The sequence below is a fragment of the Aurantimicrobium minutum genome (genome assembly GCF_029892845.1).
GTDB lineage: Bacteria > Actinomycetota > Actinomycetes > Actinomycetales > Microbacteriaceae > Aurantimicrobium > Aurantimicrobium minutum_B.
Map to the genome: position 1 here is coordinate 312,997 of NZ_JARXVT010000001.1, position 17,970 is coordinate 330,966.

Consider the following 17,970-nt stretch of genomic DNA (forward strand, 5'->3'; position numbering starts at 1 on the left):
TTAGTTCGCTGGCTTGGCAGCCAACATCCTCTCCAGTGCTACGCGCGCAGGTTCAGCGACTGACTCGTCCACGGTGATCTGGTTCACTACTTCACCGGCGACAAGACGCTCAAGAACCCAGGCGAGGTAGCCGGGGTGGATTCGATACATCGTCGAGCACGGGCAGACCACAGGGTCCAGGCAGAAGATGGTGTGTTCAGGGTGCTGAGCAGCTAGGCGTTGCACCATGTTGATCTCGGTACCGATAGCGAAAGTGGTTGGCTCGGTTGCGGCTTCCACTGCCTTGCGGATGTAGTCGGTGGAACCATATTCGTCTGAAGCGTCCACGACAGCCATAGGGCTTTCGGGGTGGACGATGACGCGCACGCCAGGGTGCTCGGCACGAGCCTTGTCGATCTGCTCTACCGTGAAGCGCTTGTGAACTGAGCAGAAGCCGTTCCAGAGAATGACCTTGGCGTCGGTGAGATCTTCTTCCGAGTTTCCACCGAGAGGCTTACGTCCCCACCACAGGGGCATTTGCTCAACCGGGATACCCATGGCCTTCGCGGTGTTGCGGCCCAAGTGCTGGTCGGGGAAGAACAGGACGCGCTGACCGCGCTCGAAAGCCCACTCCAGCACTGTTGCTGCGTTAGATGACGTGCAGACAATGCCGCCGTGTTCACCGCAGAAGCCCTTGAGAGCTGCAGAGGAGTTCATATAGGTGACAGGGATGACAGGAACGCGTCCGTGTTCATCAGGTTCTGTGCCATAAAGCTCTTCGAGCTGTTCCCAGCACTGGGTCACCGAGTCAATGTCCGCCATGTCTGCCATGGAGCAGCCTGCTGCAAGGTTAGGCAGGATCACCTTCTGGTTATCGTTCGAGAGAATGTCAGCCGTCTCAGCCATGAAGTGAACGCCGCAGAACACAATGGCTTCTGCTTCGGGGCGACCCTTCGCGGCAACGGCCAGTTGGAAGGAGTCACCCAGGTAGTCGGCGTGCTGCACGATTTCATCGCGCTGATAGAAGTGACCCAAAATCACGACGCGGTCCCCGAGCGTTTCCTTCGCGGCGCGGATGCGCGCGTGGAGCTCGTCGTTGGTCGCGGTCTTGTATTCCTCGGGCAGACCACCCTGCACGGGAGAGCCCGTAGGAATGACGTCCCCCATGGAGGCACCCGGGCCATAGCCCGGGGTGCCCTTGTCGAATTCCCACGGACCCTTGGCTAGTGCGGGGGAGCAGGTGCTCTCGTCACTCTTGCCGGAAGCAATGAGTTGAATACGGTCGTTGACCGAGGCGGTCGTTTTCATCTGTGTTCTCCTCGGGTGGAGGCCAGGGTGCGGGGCGCACTCAAGCGGGAAAGCGGACCGTGGTCCGTGAGGTCAATGGAGGTGTTGTAGCGATAGAGCTGGGGTGGACGGTGGGGTGTTCCGGCCAGGCGCTCGCCGGTGGCAACCACGGTGCCGGAAGCTTCCACCATCCGGCGGAAGTTGCCGGGGTCGACGGGTTTGCGAAGCACCACTTCGTAGACCTCACGCAGCTGAGCCAGGGTGAACGTTTCACCCAGGAAGCCGTGCGCAATGCGGGAGTACTCGAGCTTGGTGCGAAGCCGCCAGAGCGCGTAGTCCACGATGAGGTTGTGGTCGAAGGCAAGCTCGGGAAGATCGTCGGCGGTGAACCACTGCACGTTCTCACTCTGAATGGCGCGGTCTGCTTCGTCGCCAGCAACAAGCGCCCAATACACAATCGAGACCACGCGGTCATCGGGGGAGCGGTCAAGCTGGCCGAAGGCGTAGAGCTGCTCGAGATAGCGGGGCTCAAGGGCCGTGGTTTCCAGCAGAGTACGTGATGCAGCTTCAGCGAGATCTTCGTGGAGGTTGAGAGGGCCGCCGGGGAGGGCCCACTGTCCTTCATAAGGTTCACGGATACGGCGAACGAGGGGGAGGACAAGTTCGGGCTCACCAGATGCTGAGGGGCGCAGCGCAAAGATCACCGTGGATACGGCGAGTGCGACCTGACTTTCAGCTGTTGACATTGCCCCTACTTTGTAAGAGTCAGAATGACTCTAAGTTGTCATTATCTTAGTGTCAGTCTGACTCGAAGTGCAATGACAGTTTTCTACCTTCAACCCCGACTTGAAGTAACTTTTCAGAAAGCGCCCATTCACAGGTAATACCGTGATGAATATGGGTGCTCTCGCCCGTAGACTTGTCGTACTAACTGAATATCGAGGTCTAGCGATCGATGCGGGAGAGTTCACTTTCGAGGTGAACACCGAAGGAGCAATCCTCCCCGACAATCTCTCAGGTACGCGTACCGCATCGGACGGACCACTCTGAAAAGAAGATGTTGAATAAAAACATCTCGCCCACGGTGAAAGCTGCAACTGCAGTGAAGCTCTCAGGCACCAATGACAGAGGGGGAGTTCCCACTCAAAGGTTTCTTGACCGAAGGAGAACTCAATGTCTGACTCACCTCGATACTCACCCCTGCACGCGGTGCATGAAGCACTCGGCGCCAGCTTCACCGACTTCGCTGGCTTCATGATGCCCGTGCGCTACGACAGCGATCTGGCTGAGCACCACGCAGTGCGCACCGCCGCCGGGATCTTCGACATCTCCCACATGGCTGAGATCTCCGTCACCGGCCCAGAAGCTGGTGCCTTCCTTGACTACGCGCTGGCAGGCAAGCTCTCTGCCATCAACATCGGCCAGGCCAAGTACTCTCTACTTCTCAATGAAGCCGGCGGCATCATTGATGACCTCGTGGTGTACCGCCTCGGTGAGCAGCACTGGTTGGTCGTTGCTAACGCAGGTAACCGTTTCCCCGCTGTTGAGGCACTCAACCACCGCACCACCGGCTTTGACGTCAACGTCAAGGACGAGAGCGACGCCACTGCACTGATTGCTGTGCAGGGTCCCAACGCTCTCGAGATTCTCAAGCACACCGTAGGGCTGGAGCTCGCCGCAGAAGCTGCCGAACGCCCCGAGCCCACTCTTGAGGCCCTCAAGTACTACTGGTCGCTTCCCGCCACTTTCTTAGGTAACCCCGCGCTGATTGGTCGCACCGGCTACACCGGTGAAGACGGCTTCGAACTCTATGTAGATGTTCAGCACGCTGCAGTTCTGTGGAATTCACTCATGGCTGCCGGTGAAAGCCGTGGACTGGTTCCTACCGGTCTGGCTTGCCGCGACACTCTGCGCCTCGAAGCGGGAATGCCTCTCTACGGCCACGAGCTTAACCTCACCACCGCACCTGTTCAGGCTGGCCTGGGCAAGGTTGTTGCTCTCTCCAAGGAAGGCGACTTCGTCGGACGCGCAGCGTCTGAGAAGGGCGTCTCTGCAGATGCTCCCGTTCTGGTTGGTCTCGTCGGCGAAGGCAAGCGTGCTGCCCGTGCTGACTACGAGATTTACTCCGGCGAGAACAAGGTGGGTGTGGTCACCTCTGGTGCCCTGTCGCCCACACTGGAATACCCCATTGCCATGGCATTCGTTGACCCTTCGGTCTCCGAGCTGGGCACCGTCGTGGATGTCGACATCCGCGGAACCCGTCTTCCCTATACCGTCACCGCTCTCCCCTTATACAGCAGAAAGAAGAACTAACCATGGCTAACCCCACCAACCTGAAGTACACCGAAGAACACGAGTGGCTGCTTGTCGACGGCGACAACGCAACCGTGGGCATCACCGCCTACGCCGCTGAGAAGCTCGGCGATGTTGTCTATGTTGAGCTGCCCAAGGTCGGCGCTGCCATCACCGCAGGCACCGTTGTCGGCGAGATCGAGTCCACCAAGTCGGTTGGTGAGCTCTACGCTCCCGTCACCGGAACCGTGACCGAAGTCAACGACGCTGTTGTCTCGAGCCCTGAGCTCGTCAACGAGGATCCTTTCGGTGCCGGCTGGCTCATCAAGGTGAGCTTTGCTGACGTTCCAGCACTGCTGGACGCTGACGCCTACACCGCACTCACAGGCGAGTAGTTCTCTACAACCCTCGTCGCTACCGTGAGGTAGCTCCTGCCCCACCCCTTTTAGTAATGCCCCCAACCCGTCAAGGAAACAAGCATGTCGAACGCGTTCGTCAACCGTCACATCGGAACTGACTCTGCCGCCCAAGCCCAGATGCTGAAGCAGCTGGGATATGACAGCATCGAGCACCTCATCGAGGCTGCGATCCCTGAGTCGATTCACGTCGACCAGTTCCGTGCTGCTGGCTCATCTCTGCTCCCTGAGCCCGCTACTGAGCGCGAGACGATTGCGGAACTTCGTGAACTGGCATCGAAGAACACTCTGCGTCGCTCTCTCATTGGTCAGGGCTACTACGACACCATCACTCCTGCGGTGATCAAGCGCAACGTGCTGGAGAACCCCAGCTGGTACACGGCATACACGCCCTACCAGCCTGAGATTTCCCAGGGTCGTCTGGAAGCAATCATTAACTTCCAAACCATGGTCACCGACCTCACCGGTCTCTCCACCGCGAACGGTTCGATGCTCGATGAGAGCACCTCTGCAGTGGAAGCCATGCTGTTGGCTCGTCGCTCCTCCAAAGTGGACTCCAATGTGTTCGTCGTGGACACCAACACGCTTGCTCAGACCAAGAGCCTCATTGCGGGCCGTGTCCAGGCTGTCGGCATCGAGGTTGTGGAACTCGATCTCGCTGCTGGAGCTGAGCTTCCTAATGCTTTCGGTGTGCTCATCCAATACCCCGGCGCCAACGGTCAGATCTGGGACCCCAGCGCTGTTATCGAAAAGGCTAAGGCAGCTGGTGCGATTACTATCGTGGCTGCTGACCTGCTTGCCCTCACTCTGATTACTTCTCCTGCTGAGCTTGGTGCTGATGTTGCGGTGGGCTCCTCACAGCGCTTCGGTGTTCCCATGGGCTTTGGTGGTCCACACGCGGGCTACCTTGCCGTGCGCGCAGGACTTGAGCGCAGCATGCCTGGCCGACTGGTCGGCGTCTCGCTCGATGCCAATGGTGAGCCTGCTTACCGTCTGACTCTGCAGGCACGTGAGCAGCACATTCGTCGTGACAAGGCGACGTCGAACATCTGTACTGCCCAGGTACTGCTTGCAGTGATGGCCGGTATGTATGCGGTTTACCACGGCCCTGAGGGTCTGAAAGAAATCGCCACTGAGGTCCACGAACGTGCCACCGCACTGGCAGCGATTCTTCGCGCCGGCGGTGTCACTGTCACCCACGACAACTTCTTCGACACCATCCATGTCAGCGTTCCCGGCAAGGCAGCGGCTATTACTGCGGCAGCTAAGGCAGGTGGCTTCCTGCTCAACCAGGTAGATGCCGACAGCATCACCATCTCGGTCGATGAGACCACCACCCCTGGTGAGGTTGAAGCCGTCGCTGGCTTCTTCGGCGCAGATGCTGCTTACCAGGTAGTGGCCTCTGCAGTTCCTGCCACGCTGGTGCGCACCTCGGCCTACCTTGAGCACCCCGTGTTCAACACGCACCGCAGTGAAACCAGCATGATGCGCTACCTCAAGCGCCTTGCTGACTTTGACTACGCACTCGACCGCGGCATGATCCCACTGGGCTCCTGCACCATGAAGCTCAACGCTGCTACCGAGATGGAAGCAGTGACCTGGCCTGAGTTTGGTGGCCTGCACCCATTCGCGCCTAAAGAAGACGTCGGCGGTTACATCGAACTGATCGCTCAGCTCGAGAAGTGGCTTGTTGACCTCACCGGCTACAACACCGTTTCTCTCCAGCCCAACGCAGGTAGCCAGGGTGAGCTTGCTGGTCTGATGGCTATTCGTGGTTACCACTTGGCTAACGGTGACACTCAGCGCACCGTCTGCTTGATCCCTTCCAGTGCTCACGGCACCAACGCAGCTTCTGCCGTTCTTGCCGGCATGAGCGTTGTCGTCATCGCCTGTGACGAGGTCGGAAACGTGGACCTCGATGACCTGCGTGCCAAGATTGCTGAGCACGGTGACACTCTTGCTGCTCTCATGATCACCTACCCCTCTACTCACGGTGTCTACGAGCACGCAGTACCCGACATCACCGCTGCAGTTCACGCTGCGGGTGGTCAGGTTTACGTTGATGGTGCCAACCTCAACGCCATGACTGGCTTTGCGCGCTTCGGTGACTTCGGCGGCGACGTCTCCCACCTGAACCTGCACAAGACCTTCTGCATCCCTCACGGTGGTGGCGGTCCCGGTGTGGGCCCCGTCGCAGCCAAGGCACACCTTGCTCCTTACCTGCCTGGACACTTTGCTATCCAGAACCCTCACCACGTGTTGGTCGAAGGCGACACCGTGTCCACCGTGACTCACGACGGCGCTCAGATCTCAGCTGCTCCGTATGGTTCGCCCAGCATTCTTCCTATCTCTTGGGCTTATGTCCGCATGATGGGTGAGCAGGGTATTCGCGACGCGACAGCTTCTGCTGTTCTCGCTGCGAACTACATTTCCAAGCGTCTCGCTGAGTACTACCCCACCCTCTACACCGGAGAGAACGGCCTGGTTGCACACGAGTGCATCCTTGACCTGCGTCCCCTCACTGACCTCACCGGTGTGAGTGTGGATGACGTGGCTAAGCGTCTGGTGGACTTCGGTTTCCACGCGCCCACCATGAGCTTCCCTGTTGCAGGAACGCTCATGATTGAGCCCACTGAGTCTGAAGACCTCGATGAGATTGAGCGTTTCATCAACGCCATGATCACCATCAAGGCTGAAGCGGACGCGGTGCTTGCTGGCGAGTGGCCTGCTGAGGACAACCCTCTGCACAATGCTCCTCACACCGCAGCATCCATCGCAGGGGAGTGGAACCACCCATACTCTCGCGAGAAGGCTGCCTACCCCTATGCAGATGGCCTCGATGCTGCTACCCGCACCATGCGCGTGCGCAGCAAGTACTGGCCACCTGTTCGTCGTATTGACAATGCTTATGGTGACCGTAACCTGGTGTGCTCGTGCCCTCCGCCCGAGGCGTTTGAGAACTAACATTTCTCAATCTTGAATTGATAAGCCCTTCAAAGCAGTATGAAGCTGTTTGAGAGGCTTATCTAATGTTTCCCAAATCATTCCCGCATCTACGGTGAAGTAGTGGTGCCCAATGAGGTCGCGCTGACGCATTATTTTGCTCCAGGGAACCTCTGGCAACGTCTCTCTTTGAATAGCGCTGAGAGACTTCACCGCTTCACCAATGATGAATAGTTGAAAAGTGACGGCGGCCAACACTGTCTCTTCAATTTCATGATCCTCAGAATGTTTCTCAAGTAATGCTTTGCTTCTGTGGATCGACTGGATGGCTTTCAGGATGTCGCGAATACGTTGTTCGTCGCTTCGGGTCATAAGGGAACTGCCTCTCGGTGAGCGTGTAAAGCTACATGCTCAGCGAGGACAGAACGGGGGGCAACGTCAATCTGTTGAAAAAGGATTTCTTGAAGGGCATCGGAAGCTTCAAGCAAGGGCATCAAGCCATACTTTCTCGCGTCAAAATCAACCATGATGTCGATGTCAGAGGTTTCTGTTTCTTCACCGCGGGCAACGGAACCAAATACCGCCGGGTTGAACATGTCAAAACCGGCGAGGATCTCGATAATCTGCTTTCTTTTGGCCTGAACCAGGGCCATCACTCCTCGGCGAACATCAAGGTGGCGGGGAGAACTGGTTGTTGTGAGCTCAAGCGTGGCACCAGCTGCTGCCAGGATTCTTTCCAATGTCACCAGAGTGGGGACTGCTTCGCCTGACTCGTATTTACTCAAGGTCGCTTGTGATGTGCCCGCGCGCATAGCTAACTCTGATTGTGTGAGTCCGCTCTGCAGCCGAGCTTCGGAAATGAGTGCGGAAACGGCCATATTGAATTATATCAAAATTGATATATATCGGGGTAGTAACCTGTGTGTATGACCAAGAACGCACTTATCGTGATTGATGTCCAGCAAGGTTTTGACCAGCTGGATTACTGGGGACCGCGAAACAACCTCGCCTGCGAAGACAACATTCGTGCGCTTCTGACGAAGTGGCGTTCGGAAGGCCAGCCTGTTGTGTTGGTTCGTCACGATTCCGTGGGACCCAACTCGCCGTTGCGGCCCGGGCAGTTGGGCAATGACTTCAAGCCGGGTATTGACGGAGCCCATGACCTCCTGATTTCAAAGCAGGTGAACTCTGCGTTCTATGGCACACCAGATCTGAATGCGTGGCTGAAGAAATCTGGCATCGACGCCGTCACCATCTGCGGCATTACAACCAATCACTGCTGCGAAACGACAGCTCGTATGGCTGGAAACTTAGGTTACGACGTCACGTTCGTCCTCGACGCAACTCACTGCAATGACAAAAAAGATGTTGAGGGGAATGTCATCCCCGCTGCAGAGATAGCGCGGGTAACCGGCGCAAACCTGCACGGTGAATTTGCCACGGTTCGTTCAACCGCAGAGGTGCTGGCCAACTAGTTCAGAATGGCCTTGTCAACAACGTGCATGACGAGGTTAATCCATGCAGTGGGATCAACCTTCTCAGGCGCGATATCGTCGACAACGCGGCCGACGGTGTAAGCCTGAACAAAGACGGCTGCGGCACGAGCATCCACTCCGGTGGACATCCAGCCCTTGTTTTGGGCTTCGATGAACAAGTCCGTGAAAGCGTCTGTGAGGCGTTGCTGTTCTGCGCCCAGTGCATCATGGAAACGAGGGCTGCTAAAGGTCAATCCGGCAGCGCGAGCACGTTCAAGGCGGAAGCTCGAACGAGCTTGGTCTTGGTTATAGACGTTGATTTCACGAAGAGCTGCCAGTAAATCATCGCGTGAGTTGACGGTTGCCAACATCTGAGAAAGTGCATCGATGGTGGCATCGACATTGACGCTAAAGCGCGCAATCAGTGCTGCTTCGAGAAGATCTTCAAAGTCTTCGAAGTGGTGGTAGAGCGAACCCTTAGAAACGCCAGAAGCGGAGAGGACTTGGTCGGCAGTGATGTGCTCAGGATCGGACCCATCAAGCAGTTCCACCATGGTCGCGATGAGGCGATCACGGGTGGGGTGTGAGGATTTGGCCATAGCTAATTCTATTGATTTTTATGCCGAGAAATTACTGGACTAAAGGTATTTACTACTGAGCTGGAGCAGCTTCAACGGCAGATTCAAAGAGCTTCTTTGCTTCCGCGCTGAGGCCGTATGAGCTCACCACAATTTGGGGAACATTGATGCCGGTTGCCTTGCCAGAAATCACCGAGGTCATGACCAAGTCATCCTTGGTGTGAAGCTCAATGGTGAAGTTATTTCCGGTGATTTTGAAAATGTTGTCGCTGAGTTTGAACTCGGCGTCAGCAAAAGTTTCAGAGCCTAAAAGCTTCTGCAACGCAATGATGGAAATGGACTTTGCGTCATCGAAAGTAGGGGTTGTCTTATCGGCCAGGTTCGAGGTGACGACCTGCTTGCCCTTGGGCGCACTGGGGTCAAAGATCAGAACGAACTCTTTTTCTGCAACAGAGAGGGTTTCGGTGCCACCCTCAGTGTCAAACTTCTTCACGGAATTTTCCACTACGGCAGTCGCTGCATTTCTTGCAGCGTTACCTGAGAGGTTTTTGTTATCAGTGATGCTGCAGGCAGAAAGCACTGCCGTGATCAGAAGGGCGACCAAAGTCGCACCAATAAAGCGCTTAGACATAGCTACAACCCTACCGAGAGTTTGTTATGTGAACGCTGTGAATGGCTTAGGTGCCGGGGAGGAATCCGGGAGCCACTGTTTTCACCACGGCATAGCCGGTGAAAGAGACGATATCCAAGATCCAGTGAGCAATGACCAGCGGCATCGTGCGGCCCCAGCGTTGATAGGCAAGCCCAAAGACAACTCCCATCACAAAGTTGCCCACAAATGGTCCGAAGCCTTGATAGAGGTGGTAACTGCCTCGTAATGCGGCTGAGGTGAGGATGATGTGCCAGGTCTTCCAGCCGAACTCACGCAGGCGGGTGAACAGGTAACCCACCACAATGAGCTCTTCCACCAGTGCCGCACGTAATGCAGCCAGCACCAACACCGGAATTGTCCACCAGTGTGTGTCCAGTGCGGTGGGCACGATCGTGACGGTAATGCCAAGGGCATTGCCCACGAGGTAAAGACCCAGTCCAGGTATGCCAATGAGTGCTGCAAGGCCGAAGCCGCGGAGAAGATCTTTTCCTGGTTTTGTGAAGTCAAAGCCCAGCTGGGTGAACGCACTCTTTCCCGGCTTTGCCAAGAGCCAGAAAACCAACACAACGGGAACTAGTCCAAAGAAGATGCCCAGCAGCTGATAGATCAGGTCGAACACGGGCTGGTCAGCCAGGGGCTGATTGATCACGGCCTTCTGTGCGTTGAGTGCTTCGGTCTGGGAGAGCTTGCGGATCAGAGAAACCATGGAGTACACCGCGGAAGACCCTAGGGAGAGCCCCAACACAATGGCGATCTCTAGCCAGCTGCGGGCACGCTGTTGTTTCTGAGTCCACTCGGTCACGCCGATAAGCCTAGTTAGAGATGCCTACGGTATGCTTAGAATGCTCGATTTACCCGGCATTGCACACCTGTGGTGCCGCTGGTTTTACTTTGTCGGGCAATCACTTCTAACCAACGATGACCATGTTCGGTCATCGAGAGGATTTTTCATGGCGCACGCCCTCCGCTCAGACCGTCGCAACGTTGCAATCGTTGCCCACGTTGACCACGGTAAGACCACGCTCGTTGACGCGATGCTCAAGCAGACCAACTCGTTCGACGCCCACTTTGCTGGCGAAGACCGCATGATGGACTCCAATGACCTCGAACGCGAAAAGGGCATCACCATCCTCGCGAAGAACACATCTGTTTCTTACGAGGGCAAGCACGCCACTGACGGTCCCATCATCATCAACGTGATTGACACCCCTGGCCACGCCGACTTCGGTGGCGAGGTTGAGCGCGGTCTATCCATGGTGGACGGCGTTGTTCTTCTCGTTGACGCATCTGAGGGTCCTCTTCCTCAGACCCGCTTCGTTCTGCGTAAGGCACTGGAAGCAAAGCTTCCCGTTATTCTTCTCGTCAACAAGACCGACCGTCCCGATGCGCGCATCGACGAGGTTGTCGGCGAAAGCCAGGACCTGCTGTTGGGTCTTGCTTCTGACATGGCTGATGACGTTCCTGACCTCGACCTGGACTCGATCCTCGACGTTCCTGTTGTCTATGCTTCGGGCCGTGCCGGTGCTGCCAGCCACAACAAGCCTGAAAATGGCTCACTGCCAGATAACGATGACCTCGAACCTTTATTCGAAGCCATTCTCAAGCACGTTCCTGCTCCTTCTTTCGATGACGAGCACCCCCTGCAGGCTCACGTGACCAACTTGGATGCGTCGCCATTCCTCGGTCGTCTTGCACTCCTGCGTATCTTCAACGGAAACATCAAGAAGGGCCAGCAGGTTGCCTGGGTCAAGAACGATGGCACCGTTGCCAACGTGAAGATCACTGAGCTCCTCATCACCAAGGCTCTTGAGCGCTTCCCCACTGACACTGCAGGCCCTGGTGACATCGTCGCTATCGCCGGTATTGAAGACATCACCATTGGTGAAACCATTGCTGACCCCAATGATGTTCGCCCCTTGCCCACCATCACCGTGGACGACCCTGCGATCTCGATGACCATTGGTACCAACACCTCGCCCATCATCGGCAAGGTCAAGGGCCACAAGCTCACCGCCCGTATGGTCAAGGACCGTCTGGACCGCGAGCTCGTCGGTAACGTCTCCATCAAGCTGGTCGACATCGGTCGCCCCGACGCCTGGGAAATCCAGGGCCGTGGTGAACTTGCTCTGGCCATCCTGGTTGAGAACATGCGTCGCGAAGGCTTCGAGCTCACCGTGGGTAAGCCACAGGTAGTGACCAAGAAGGTCGACGGCAAGGTTCACGAGCCTTTCGAGCACCTCACCATTGACGCACCTGAGGAATACCTCGGTGCTGTTACTCAGCTTCTTGCCGCTCGCAAGGGTCGCATGGAGTCCATGACTAACCACGGCACCGGCTGGGTTCGTATGGAATTCATCGTTCCTTCACGTGGTCTGATTGGTTTCCGCACCGAGTTCATGACCATCACCCGTGGTGCTGGTATTGCTAACGCTGTCTCTCACGGTTACGAAGCATGGGCTGGTTCGATTGTGACCCGCACCAACGGTTCGATCGTTGCTGACCGCGCTGGTGTTGCCACCCCATTCGCCATGGTTGCCCTGCAGGAGCGTATGAGCTTCTTCGTGGAGCCAACCCAGGAAGTGTATGAAGGCATGGTTGTCGGCGAGAACTCACGCGCCGAGGACATGGACGTCAACATCACCAAGGAAAAGCAGCTGACCAACATGCGTCAGTCCACTTCTGACAGCTTCGAGCGCATGACCCCGTCACGCAAGCTCACCCTGGAAGAGTGCCTCGAGTTCGCTCGTGAAGATGAGTGTGTTGAGGTTACCCCTGAGCACGTTCGTATTCGCAAGGTGGAGCTGGACTCCAATGCTCGTGCACGTACGACCAGCCGCTTGAAGAAGCAGAACGAGTAATCGTTCTCTTCTACAGAAGAACTACTTCGAAAACCCTCGCCTTACTTGGCGGGGGTTTTCGCTTTCATCTGGCGCAGGAACAGCGTCAAGACGATGGCAGCAAAGCCGATCCAGCCTGCGACCTGTAGCCACGACATTTCGGGGGTGAAGCCGATGGTTCCGCGGAGGATGACGCCGTACCAGCTATCGGCAGGGATAGCAGCGGACACATTGAATGCCTTGTCGGCATCTCCGAGAAGAAGGCCCGCTTCTTGCCATTCGTGAATGCCGTAGCTGAGGACACCTGCAGCCACGATGATGAGGAATGCACCGGACCAGGTGAAGAACTTGGAGAGGTTCAAGCGAACCATGCCCTTGAAGATGAGCCAGCCCAGAAGGGCGGCAACACCCAAGCCCACAACTGCACCGATGGTGGGCAGGATGCGCTCACCAGTTGCGGTCGCAGCAGCCCAAATGAACAGTGCGGTTTCAATACCTTCGCGGCCCACAGCCAGGAATGCAACGAACATCAAGCCCCAGCCGTTGCCAGCGAGGTTCTTGTCGATGTCGGACTCAAGGTGGCCTTTGAGGTTACGGGCAGTTTTGGCCATCCAGAACACCATCCAGGTGACCAGGGCGACGGCCAGGAAGGACAGCGATCCTGCGAGGATTTCTTCAGGCGGACCCTCGAGCTGAGCGACTCCCGTGCCGAGCATGATGCCGACGATGGTGGAGATCAGTGCGGCTATTCCCACACCCAGCCACATCTTGGGGAGTGCATCGCGACGATCAATCTTGATCAAGTACGCGGCGAGGATGCCGATAATGAGTGCAGCTTCGAGGCCTTCGCGGAGACCGATGAGCAAGTTTGCAAGCATGAAGCGCACTTTTCTTTCTTGTGGAAGATTTAGTTAGGGTTGCCTAACTTAGGTTTACCTTAGTAAGGATTACCTAACCTCGTCAAGGTGAAGTGATTCACCCAGTGGAAATAATCATACGGATACAAACGATTTATGGCTAGATACACTGGGGGAATGCCCGAATCAGCAGAACGCCGAACCGTTTCCACTCGCTTGCTCTTGAGTGCTGGAGCTCTCCTGATGGGGCTGTTAGTCGGATCGATTACCACCGTGGTTCACCAAAGTGTGGTCACTATCGCCGGAGTTGATGTGCCATGGGGTTTGATCCTCAGCATTATCGTGGTGACCGGATTCTTGGTGGGGCTACGCATGGTTGTTGAAGACCGCCTTGTAGTTCTTGCCGCCGCTCTGGGACTCGTCGCCATGGTCTTTGTGCTCAGCCAGCAGAGCACCGGTGGTTCCGTGCTGATTCCCAACAATCTTTGGGGCATGATCTGGGCCATTGCGCCCACCTTGATCGCCACGATTGTGGTGGCATGGCCACGCTTGCCCCAGCGAAGCCGTGGCGCGGACAAAGGCACTGCCGTAACCGCATAAACTTGTGTGAGTAAAGCCCGTTCCTTGAAGGAGTACCAAGTTGACCTACGTCATTGCCCTGCCATGTGTAGACGTCAAGGACCGTGCATGCATTGACGAATGCCCCGTGGACTGCATCTACGAAGGCGACCGCATGCTCTACATCCACCCCGACGAGTGTGTCGACTGCGGTGCATGTGAACCTGTCTGCCCCGTCGAAGCCATTTACTACGAAGATGACCTTCCTGAACAGTGGGCTGACTACTACAAGGCCAACGTCGAGTTCTTCCAGGAAATTGGTTCTCCCGGTGGAGCGGCCAAGGTCGGCGTCATCAAGGGTGACCACCCCGTTGTCTCCGTTCTTCCTCCCCAGGCCTAAGTTTCATGCTCACTGAGCTGCCCGAATATCCCTGGGACGCCATGGCGCCCTATGTGGCGAAGGCGAAAGCTCACCCTGGCGGTGCCATTGATCTCTCTATTGGTTCACCGGTAGATCCCACCCCCGCGGTTATCCGTGATGCGTTGGCCAAGGCCACAGACTCTCACGCCTATCCCACCACCATGGGAACCCCTGCACTGCGCGATGCCGTCGTTGAATGGTTTGCTCGTCGCCGCGGTGTGGCAGGGCTTGGCGTGGAGAACGTCTTGCCCACCATCGGGTCCAAAGAATTCGTGGCGTGGCTGCCCTTCATGCTGCGCCTGGGCCCAGGCGATGTCGTGGTTCACCCCACCGCTGCCTACCCCACCTATGACATCGGGGCACGGATGGCCGAAGCCACCCCGTTCCCTTCTGATGATCCCGCCGAATGGCCAGAGAACACCAAGCTGGTGTGGCTCAACAGCCCGGGAAACCCCGATGGACGTGTGCTGGACAAGGCAGAGCTCAAAGCACGAGTCGATCGTGCACGTGAACTCGGCGCCTACATCGTGGGCGACGAATGCTACGCCGAACTCGGATGGACAGGTCGTTGGGAAAACGAACCTATTCCCTCGCTGCTCGATCCAGAAGTTACTGGGGGAGACCTCACGGGAATCCTTACTGCGTACTCGTTGAGCAAGCAGTCCAACCTGGCTGGATACCGTGCCGCGTTTGTGGCTGGAGATCCTGCGCTGATTGCTCAGCTCACCAACATTCGTAAGCATGCCGGCATGATGCAACCAGGCCCCGTCCAGGCCGCCATGGTTGCAGCCTTGGCTGATGACTCCCACGTCGCTGCCCAGAAGGAGCTTTACCGCGCTCGCCGTGAACTACTCATCCCTGCACTGAATTCTGCAGGCTACCGCCTCGACCACAGCGAAGCAGGTTTATATCTGTGGGTTACTGAAGGCGTAGATGCATGGGCGTCGATTGACAAGCTCGCAGGTCTCGGAATCATTGCAGGTCCAGGTGTTTTCTATGGTGATTTCTATCCCCAGCATGTTCGCCTGTCATTGACAGAGACGGACGAGCGTATCGCTGAGGCTGCTCGCCGACTTTTGAGTGTGTAATAACTCCACTTTTTGCCAATAGGCTTGAAGAAATCGGGGAATTCCGACTTTTCGGAGCTTTTCGTAACCCGTTCACCCAGACAGTTTCCATAAGGAGTCTTCGTGACTGAAGCCACTAATTCAGTGCCCACAGGCGACGTCGTATCGCTGACCTATGGCGGAAAGACAATCGATCTTCCGGTATTACGTGGCACCGAGGGTGCTCCTGCTATCGACCTGTCATCCCTGACTAAGCAGACTGGCCTGACGGCACTCGACTATGGCTTCGTAAATACTGCTTCCACCAAGTCGAAAATCACCTACATCGACGGTGAGCAGGGAATTCTGCGTTATCGCGGCTATCCCATCGACCAGGTGGCCACAAACCTCAACTTCTTGCAGACCGCATACCTCTTGATTCACGGTGAAGTCCCTACTCAGAACGAGTACGAAAACTTCGAAGACAAGATCCGTATGCACACCCTGCTGCACGAGGATCTCAAGGACTTCTTCTCCGGCTTCCCTCGCCGTGCACACCCCATGCCTGTGCTTTCAGCCGGTGTCTCTGCGCTGTCGACCTACTACGAAGACTCGCTCGACCCCAACAATGCTGAACAGGTCGAGACTTCGACCTACCGCCTCTTGGCCAAGCTTCCCGTCATGGCTGCTTACGCGCACAAGAAGAGCATCGGTCAGGCTCGTCTTTACCCAGACAACTCTCTCTCCTATGTGGAGAACTTCCTGCGCCTGACCTTCGGTAACAAGGCTGAGCCCTACGTTCAGAACCCTGTCGTGGTCAACGCTCTTGAGCGCTTGCTCATCCTGCACGCAGACCACGAACAGAATGCGTCCACTTCGACCGTTCGTTTGGTTGGTTCAACCGACGCAAACATGTTTGCTTCTGTCTCTGCGGGCATCAACGCCCTCTTCGGCCCACTTCACGGTGGGGCAAACGAAGCAGTCCTCACGATGCTGGGTGAAATCCAGGAATCTGGAGACTCCGTTTCGAAGTATGTTGAGCGCGTCAAGAACAAGGAAGACGGCGTCCGCCTCATGGGCTTCGGACACCGCGTTTACAAGAACTACGACCCTCGTGCACGTCTGGTCAAGGACACCGCAGACGAGGTTCTCGCAGCACTCGGTGTGAACGACCCACTGCTCGGTATTGCCAAGGAGCTCGAGGGTATTGCTCTCGAGGATGACTACTTCAAGGAGCGCAAGCTCTACCCCAACGTCGACTTCTACACCGGCGTCATCTACAAGGCAATGGGTTTCCCCACCCGTATGTTCACGGTGCTCTTCGCGCTGGGACGTCTGCCTGGTTGGATCGGTCACTGGCGCGAGATGAACCTCGACCCACAGACCAAGATTGGTCGCCCACAGCAGCTCTACATTGGCGAGCAGCAGCGTAACCTTCCTGGCTTCGACTAACACCAAAAAAGGTGGCCTCTCTATTGGGTGGCCACCTTTTTGGAATTAGAACCAAAGTTTGAGTTTCAAATTAAACAATTCTCCAACTTCTTCTTTCAGCTCGTTGTAGAGCGAAACCCCTTCGAGGTCAAACCATTTCCTATAGCTTTCAGAGCCAAACATGCCTGTTTCCTCGTTTGCATACTGATTGAAATATACGGACCAAGCCACAAGCCTCGAATATAGCTCAGGTGAAATCAGATGTTCCCATGCAGGCTTTTCTGAGTTGTCCCAATAAATATCCGAGAGAGGCCAAAATTGTCCGTAATCAACACAGAGCAGCAATTCTCTTTTCATCATTTGTCCTTATGAGGCGTTACACGACGGCGCCGAAGTTGTGGGGAAAGCTGTAATTACCTTCTGGTTATTCGCACTTATGACAATCGTAGGGTTTAGATTCTTTACTAGTTGTCCGCGGGAATTGTAAACAGAAATTGGAGTCGTATAACAGTACTTGCCGCTTCCTAGATTTTGCGGATAGCCAGGAGCAGGCGCTGCCAAAGACTGCTTAACAGCAAAGTTCATCAAATCGTCCCAATCACCACCTTCTCCAACAGCGTCAATAATCTGTTGCCACTGACCCGCATGCCCTGTTCTGATGTGAACGTAACCGGATGCAGAATCACCGCACAGCAATTTAATTTGTCCAAAAGCACTCGTGGTGTAAGCGGCAACTACGGTGTCCCCTAGCCCCATGTTGCAAGCTGCAATTACTGCTGGATTGAATCCACTTACGTTTTCGTTGATTTCTGAAGATTCAATATTGATTGAAGGCTCAGTTTGCTCTGTTGCAAAGGCAGGTGAAGCAACAAAACCTGCGACTAGTGCTCCTGCGATTATCCCGGCAGATACTTTGCTCGCCATGAACTGTTTTGATACGTTTTTCATTTCATTTCCCCTCAAGTAGTTTTAGACTTTTCGTCTAATATGATAATTTCTTACATTCCTGAACTTTTTCTGTAAGTATCCTGAGCTTTATCTCCGAGCCATTTTGCTTCCTATTGGACACTACGAACACAGTGCGAAAACGTGTGGATAATTTTGAGTTTGGTTTCAGAGGTTTCCAACATGAACATCGACCCACAGACCAAGATTGGTCGCCCACAGCAGCTCTACATTGGCGAGCAGCAGCGTAACC

The 17,970-nt window shown here is 55.8% G+C and carries 19 protein-coding genes and 2 riboswitches; of the genes, 9 read left to right on the plus strand and 10 right to left on the minus strand.

Going from position 1 to position 17,970, the window contains the following annotated elements:
* Positions 1 to 1,287, minus strand: a complete 1,287-nt coding sequence (gene nadA, locus M2118_RS01485) for a quinolinate synthase NadA (RefSeq protein WP_280794191.1) — start codon at positions 1,285 to 1,287, stop codon at positions 1 to 3.
* Entirely contained in the window at positions 1,284 to 2,012 is a 729-nt protein-coding gene (locus M2118_RS01490; RefSeq protein WP_280794192.1) for an NUDIX hydrolase, read from the minus strand. The genes nadA and M2118_RS01490 overlap by 4 nt, the downstream gene beginning before the upstream one ends.
* Before the next feature lie 202 nt (positions 2,013 to 2,214).
* A riboswitch (glycine riboswitch) is annotated at positions 2,215 to 2,306 on the plus strand.
* Positions 2,307 to 2,404, plus strand: a riboswitch (glycine riboswitch). It begins immediately after the preceding riboswitch.
* 35 nt (positions 2,405 to 2,439) lie between these two features.
* Between M2118_RS01490 and gcvT the strand changes: the two genes are divergently transcribed.
* The 3 genes from gcvT (at position 2,440) to gcvP (ending at position 6,938) form a co-directional block, all read left to right on the plus strand.
* Complete coding sequence (gene gcvT, locus M2118_RS01495) at positions 2,440 to 3,579, plus strand: glycine cleavage system aminomethyltransferase GcvT (RefSeq protein WP_280794193.1); 1,140 nt, start codon at positions 2,440 to 2,442, stop codon at positions 3,577 to 3,579.
* A gap of 2 nt (positions 3,580 to 3,581) precedes the next feature.
* Positions 3,582 to 3,953: a glycine cleavage system protein GcvH gene (gene gcvH / locus M2118_RS01500; protein ID WP_280794194.1), complete on the plus strand. Its 372-nt coding sequence runs from the start codon at positions 3,582 to 3,584 to the stop codon at positions 3,951 to 3,953.
* An 84-nt stretch (positions 3,954 to 4,037) separates the two neighbouring features.
* Positions 4,038 to 6,938, plus strand: a complete 2,901-nt coding sequence (gcvP, locus tag M2118_RS01505) for an aminomethyl-transferring glycine dehydrogenase (RefSeq protein WP_280794195.1) — start codon at positions 4,038 to 4,040, stop codon at positions 6,936 to 6,938.
* Between the two features lie 6 nt (positions 6,939 to 6,944).
* Here gcvP and M2118_RS01510 read toward each other — a convergent pair whose 3' ends face one another.
* On the minus strand, positions 6,945 to 7,289 hold the full coding sequence (locus M2118_RS01510) for a HepT-like ribonuclease domain-containing protein (protein ID WP_280794196.1): 345 nt from the start codon (positions 7,287 to 7,289) through the stop codon (positions 6,945 to 6,947).
* Complete coding sequence (locus M2118_RS01515; RefSeq protein ID WP_280794197.1) at positions 7,286 to 7,795, minus strand: XRE family transcriptional regulator; 510 nt, start codon at positions 7,793 to 7,795, stop codon at positions 7,286 to 7,288. The genes M2118_RS01510 and M2118_RS01515 overlap by 4 nt, the downstream gene beginning before the upstream one ends.
* 48 nt (positions 7,796 to 7,843) lie before the next feature.
* On the opposite strand from M2118_RS01515, the gene M2118_RS01520 reads away from it, so the two are divergent.
* Positions 7,844 to 8,392: a cysteine hydrolase family protein gene (locus M2118_RS01520; RefSeq protein WP_280794198.1), complete on the plus strand. Its 549-nt coding sequence runs from the start codon at positions 7,844 to 7,846 to the stop codon at positions 8,390 to 8,392.
* Here the strand turns inward: M2118_RS01520 and M2118_RS01525 are convergent.
* Genes M2118_RS01525 through M2118_RS01535 form a run of 3 tightly spaced genes read right to left on the minus strand, consistent with a single transcriptional unit; the run spans position 8,389 to position 10,424 of the window.
* On the minus strand, positions 8,389 to 8,991 hold the full coding sequence (locus tag M2118_RS01525; RefSeq protein ID WP_280794199.1) for a TetR/AcrR family transcriptional regulator: 603 nt from the start codon (positions 8,989 to 8,991) through the stop codon (positions 8,389 to 8,391). The genes M2118_RS01520 and M2118_RS01525 overlap by 4 nt on opposite strands.
* A 52-nt stretch (positions 8,992 to 9,043) precedes the next feature.
* Positions 9,044 to 9,601, minus strand: a complete 558-nt coding sequence (locus tag M2118_RS01530) for a hypothetical protein (RefSeq protein WP_280794200.1) — start codon at positions 9,599 to 9,601, stop codon at positions 9,044 to 9,046.
* Between the two features lie 46 nt (positions 9,602 to 9,647).
* Positions 9,648 to 10,424 (minus strand): CPBP family intramembrane glutamic endopeptidase, encoded by a 777-nt coding sequence (locus tag M2118_RS01535; RefSeq protein ID WP_280794201.1) that lies wholly within the window; start codon positions 10,422 to 10,424, stop codon positions 9,648 to 9,650.
* A gap of 148 nt (positions 10,425 to 10,572) precedes the next feature.
* On the opposite strand from M2118_RS01535, the gene typA reads away from it, so the two are divergent.
* On the plus strand, positions 10,573 to 12,480 hold the full coding sequence (typA, locus tag M2118_RS01540) for a translational GTPase TypA (protein WP_280794202.1): 1,908 nt from the start codon (positions 10,573 to 10,575) through the stop codon (positions 12,478 to 12,480).
* A 41-nt stretch (positions 12,481 to 12,521) separates the two neighbouring features.
* On the opposite strand, the gene efeU is transcribed toward typA, so the two are convergent.
* Positions 12,522 to 13,337: an iron uptake transporter permease EfeU gene (gene efeU, locus M2118_RS01545; protein ID WP_280794203.1), complete on the minus strand. Its 816-nt coding sequence runs from the start codon at positions 13,335 to 13,337 to the stop codon at positions 12,522 to 12,524.
* A gap of 156 nt (positions 13,338 to 13,493) precedes the next feature.
* Here efeU and M2118_RS01550 point away from each other — a divergent pair, with 156 nt between their 5' ends.
* The 4 genes from M2118_RS01550 to M2118_RS01565 all read left to right on the plus strand — a co-directional run bounded on the left by M2118_RS01550 (position 13,494) and on the right by M2118_RS01565 (position 16,793).
* A complete protein-coding gene (locus M2118_RS01550; RefSeq protein WP_280794204.1) occupies positions 13,494 to 13,916 on the plus strand; it encodes a hypothetical protein in 423 nt (140 codons plus the stop codon).
* Positions 13,917 to 13,956: 40 nt separating this feature from the next.
* The gene (fdxA, locus tag M2118_RS01555; RefSeq protein ID WP_280794205.1) at positions 13,957 to 14,274 is read left to right on the plus strand and encodes a ferredoxin; all 318 of its coding nucleotides are present in this window, start codon (positions 13,957 to 13,959) and stop codon (positions 14,272 to 14,274) included.
* Positions 14,275 to 14,279: 5 nt separating this feature from the next.
* Positions 14,280 to 15,383: a succinyldiaminopimelate transaminase gene (gene dapC / locus M2118_RS01560; protein WP_280794206.1), complete on the plus strand. Its 1,104-nt coding sequence runs from the start codon at positions 14,280 to 14,282 to the stop codon at positions 15,381 to 15,383.
* 102 nt (positions 15,384 to 15,485) lie between these two features.
* Entirely contained in the window at positions 15,486 to 16,793 is a 1,308-nt protein-coding gene (locus M2118_RS01565) for a citrate synthase (RefSeq protein WP_280794207.1), read from the plus strand.
* Positions 16,794 to 16,838: 45 nt separating this feature from the next.
* Here the strand turns inward: M2118_RS01565 and M2118_RS01570 are convergent, their stop codons facing one another.
* Positions 16,839 to 17,132: a hypothetical protein gene (locus M2118_RS01570; RefSeq protein WP_280794208.1), complete on the minus strand. Its 294-nt coding sequence runs from the start codon at positions 17,130 to 17,132 to the stop codon at positions 16,839 to 16,841.
* A 6-nt stretch (positions 17,133 to 17,138) separates the two neighbouring features.
* On the minus strand, positions 17,139 to 17,720 hold the full coding sequence (locus M2118_RS01575) for a hypothetical protein (RefSeq protein ID WP_280794209.1): 582 nt from the start codon (positions 17,718 to 17,720) through the stop codon (positions 17,139 to 17,141).
* Positions 17,721 to 17,970: the final 250 nt, after the last annotated feature.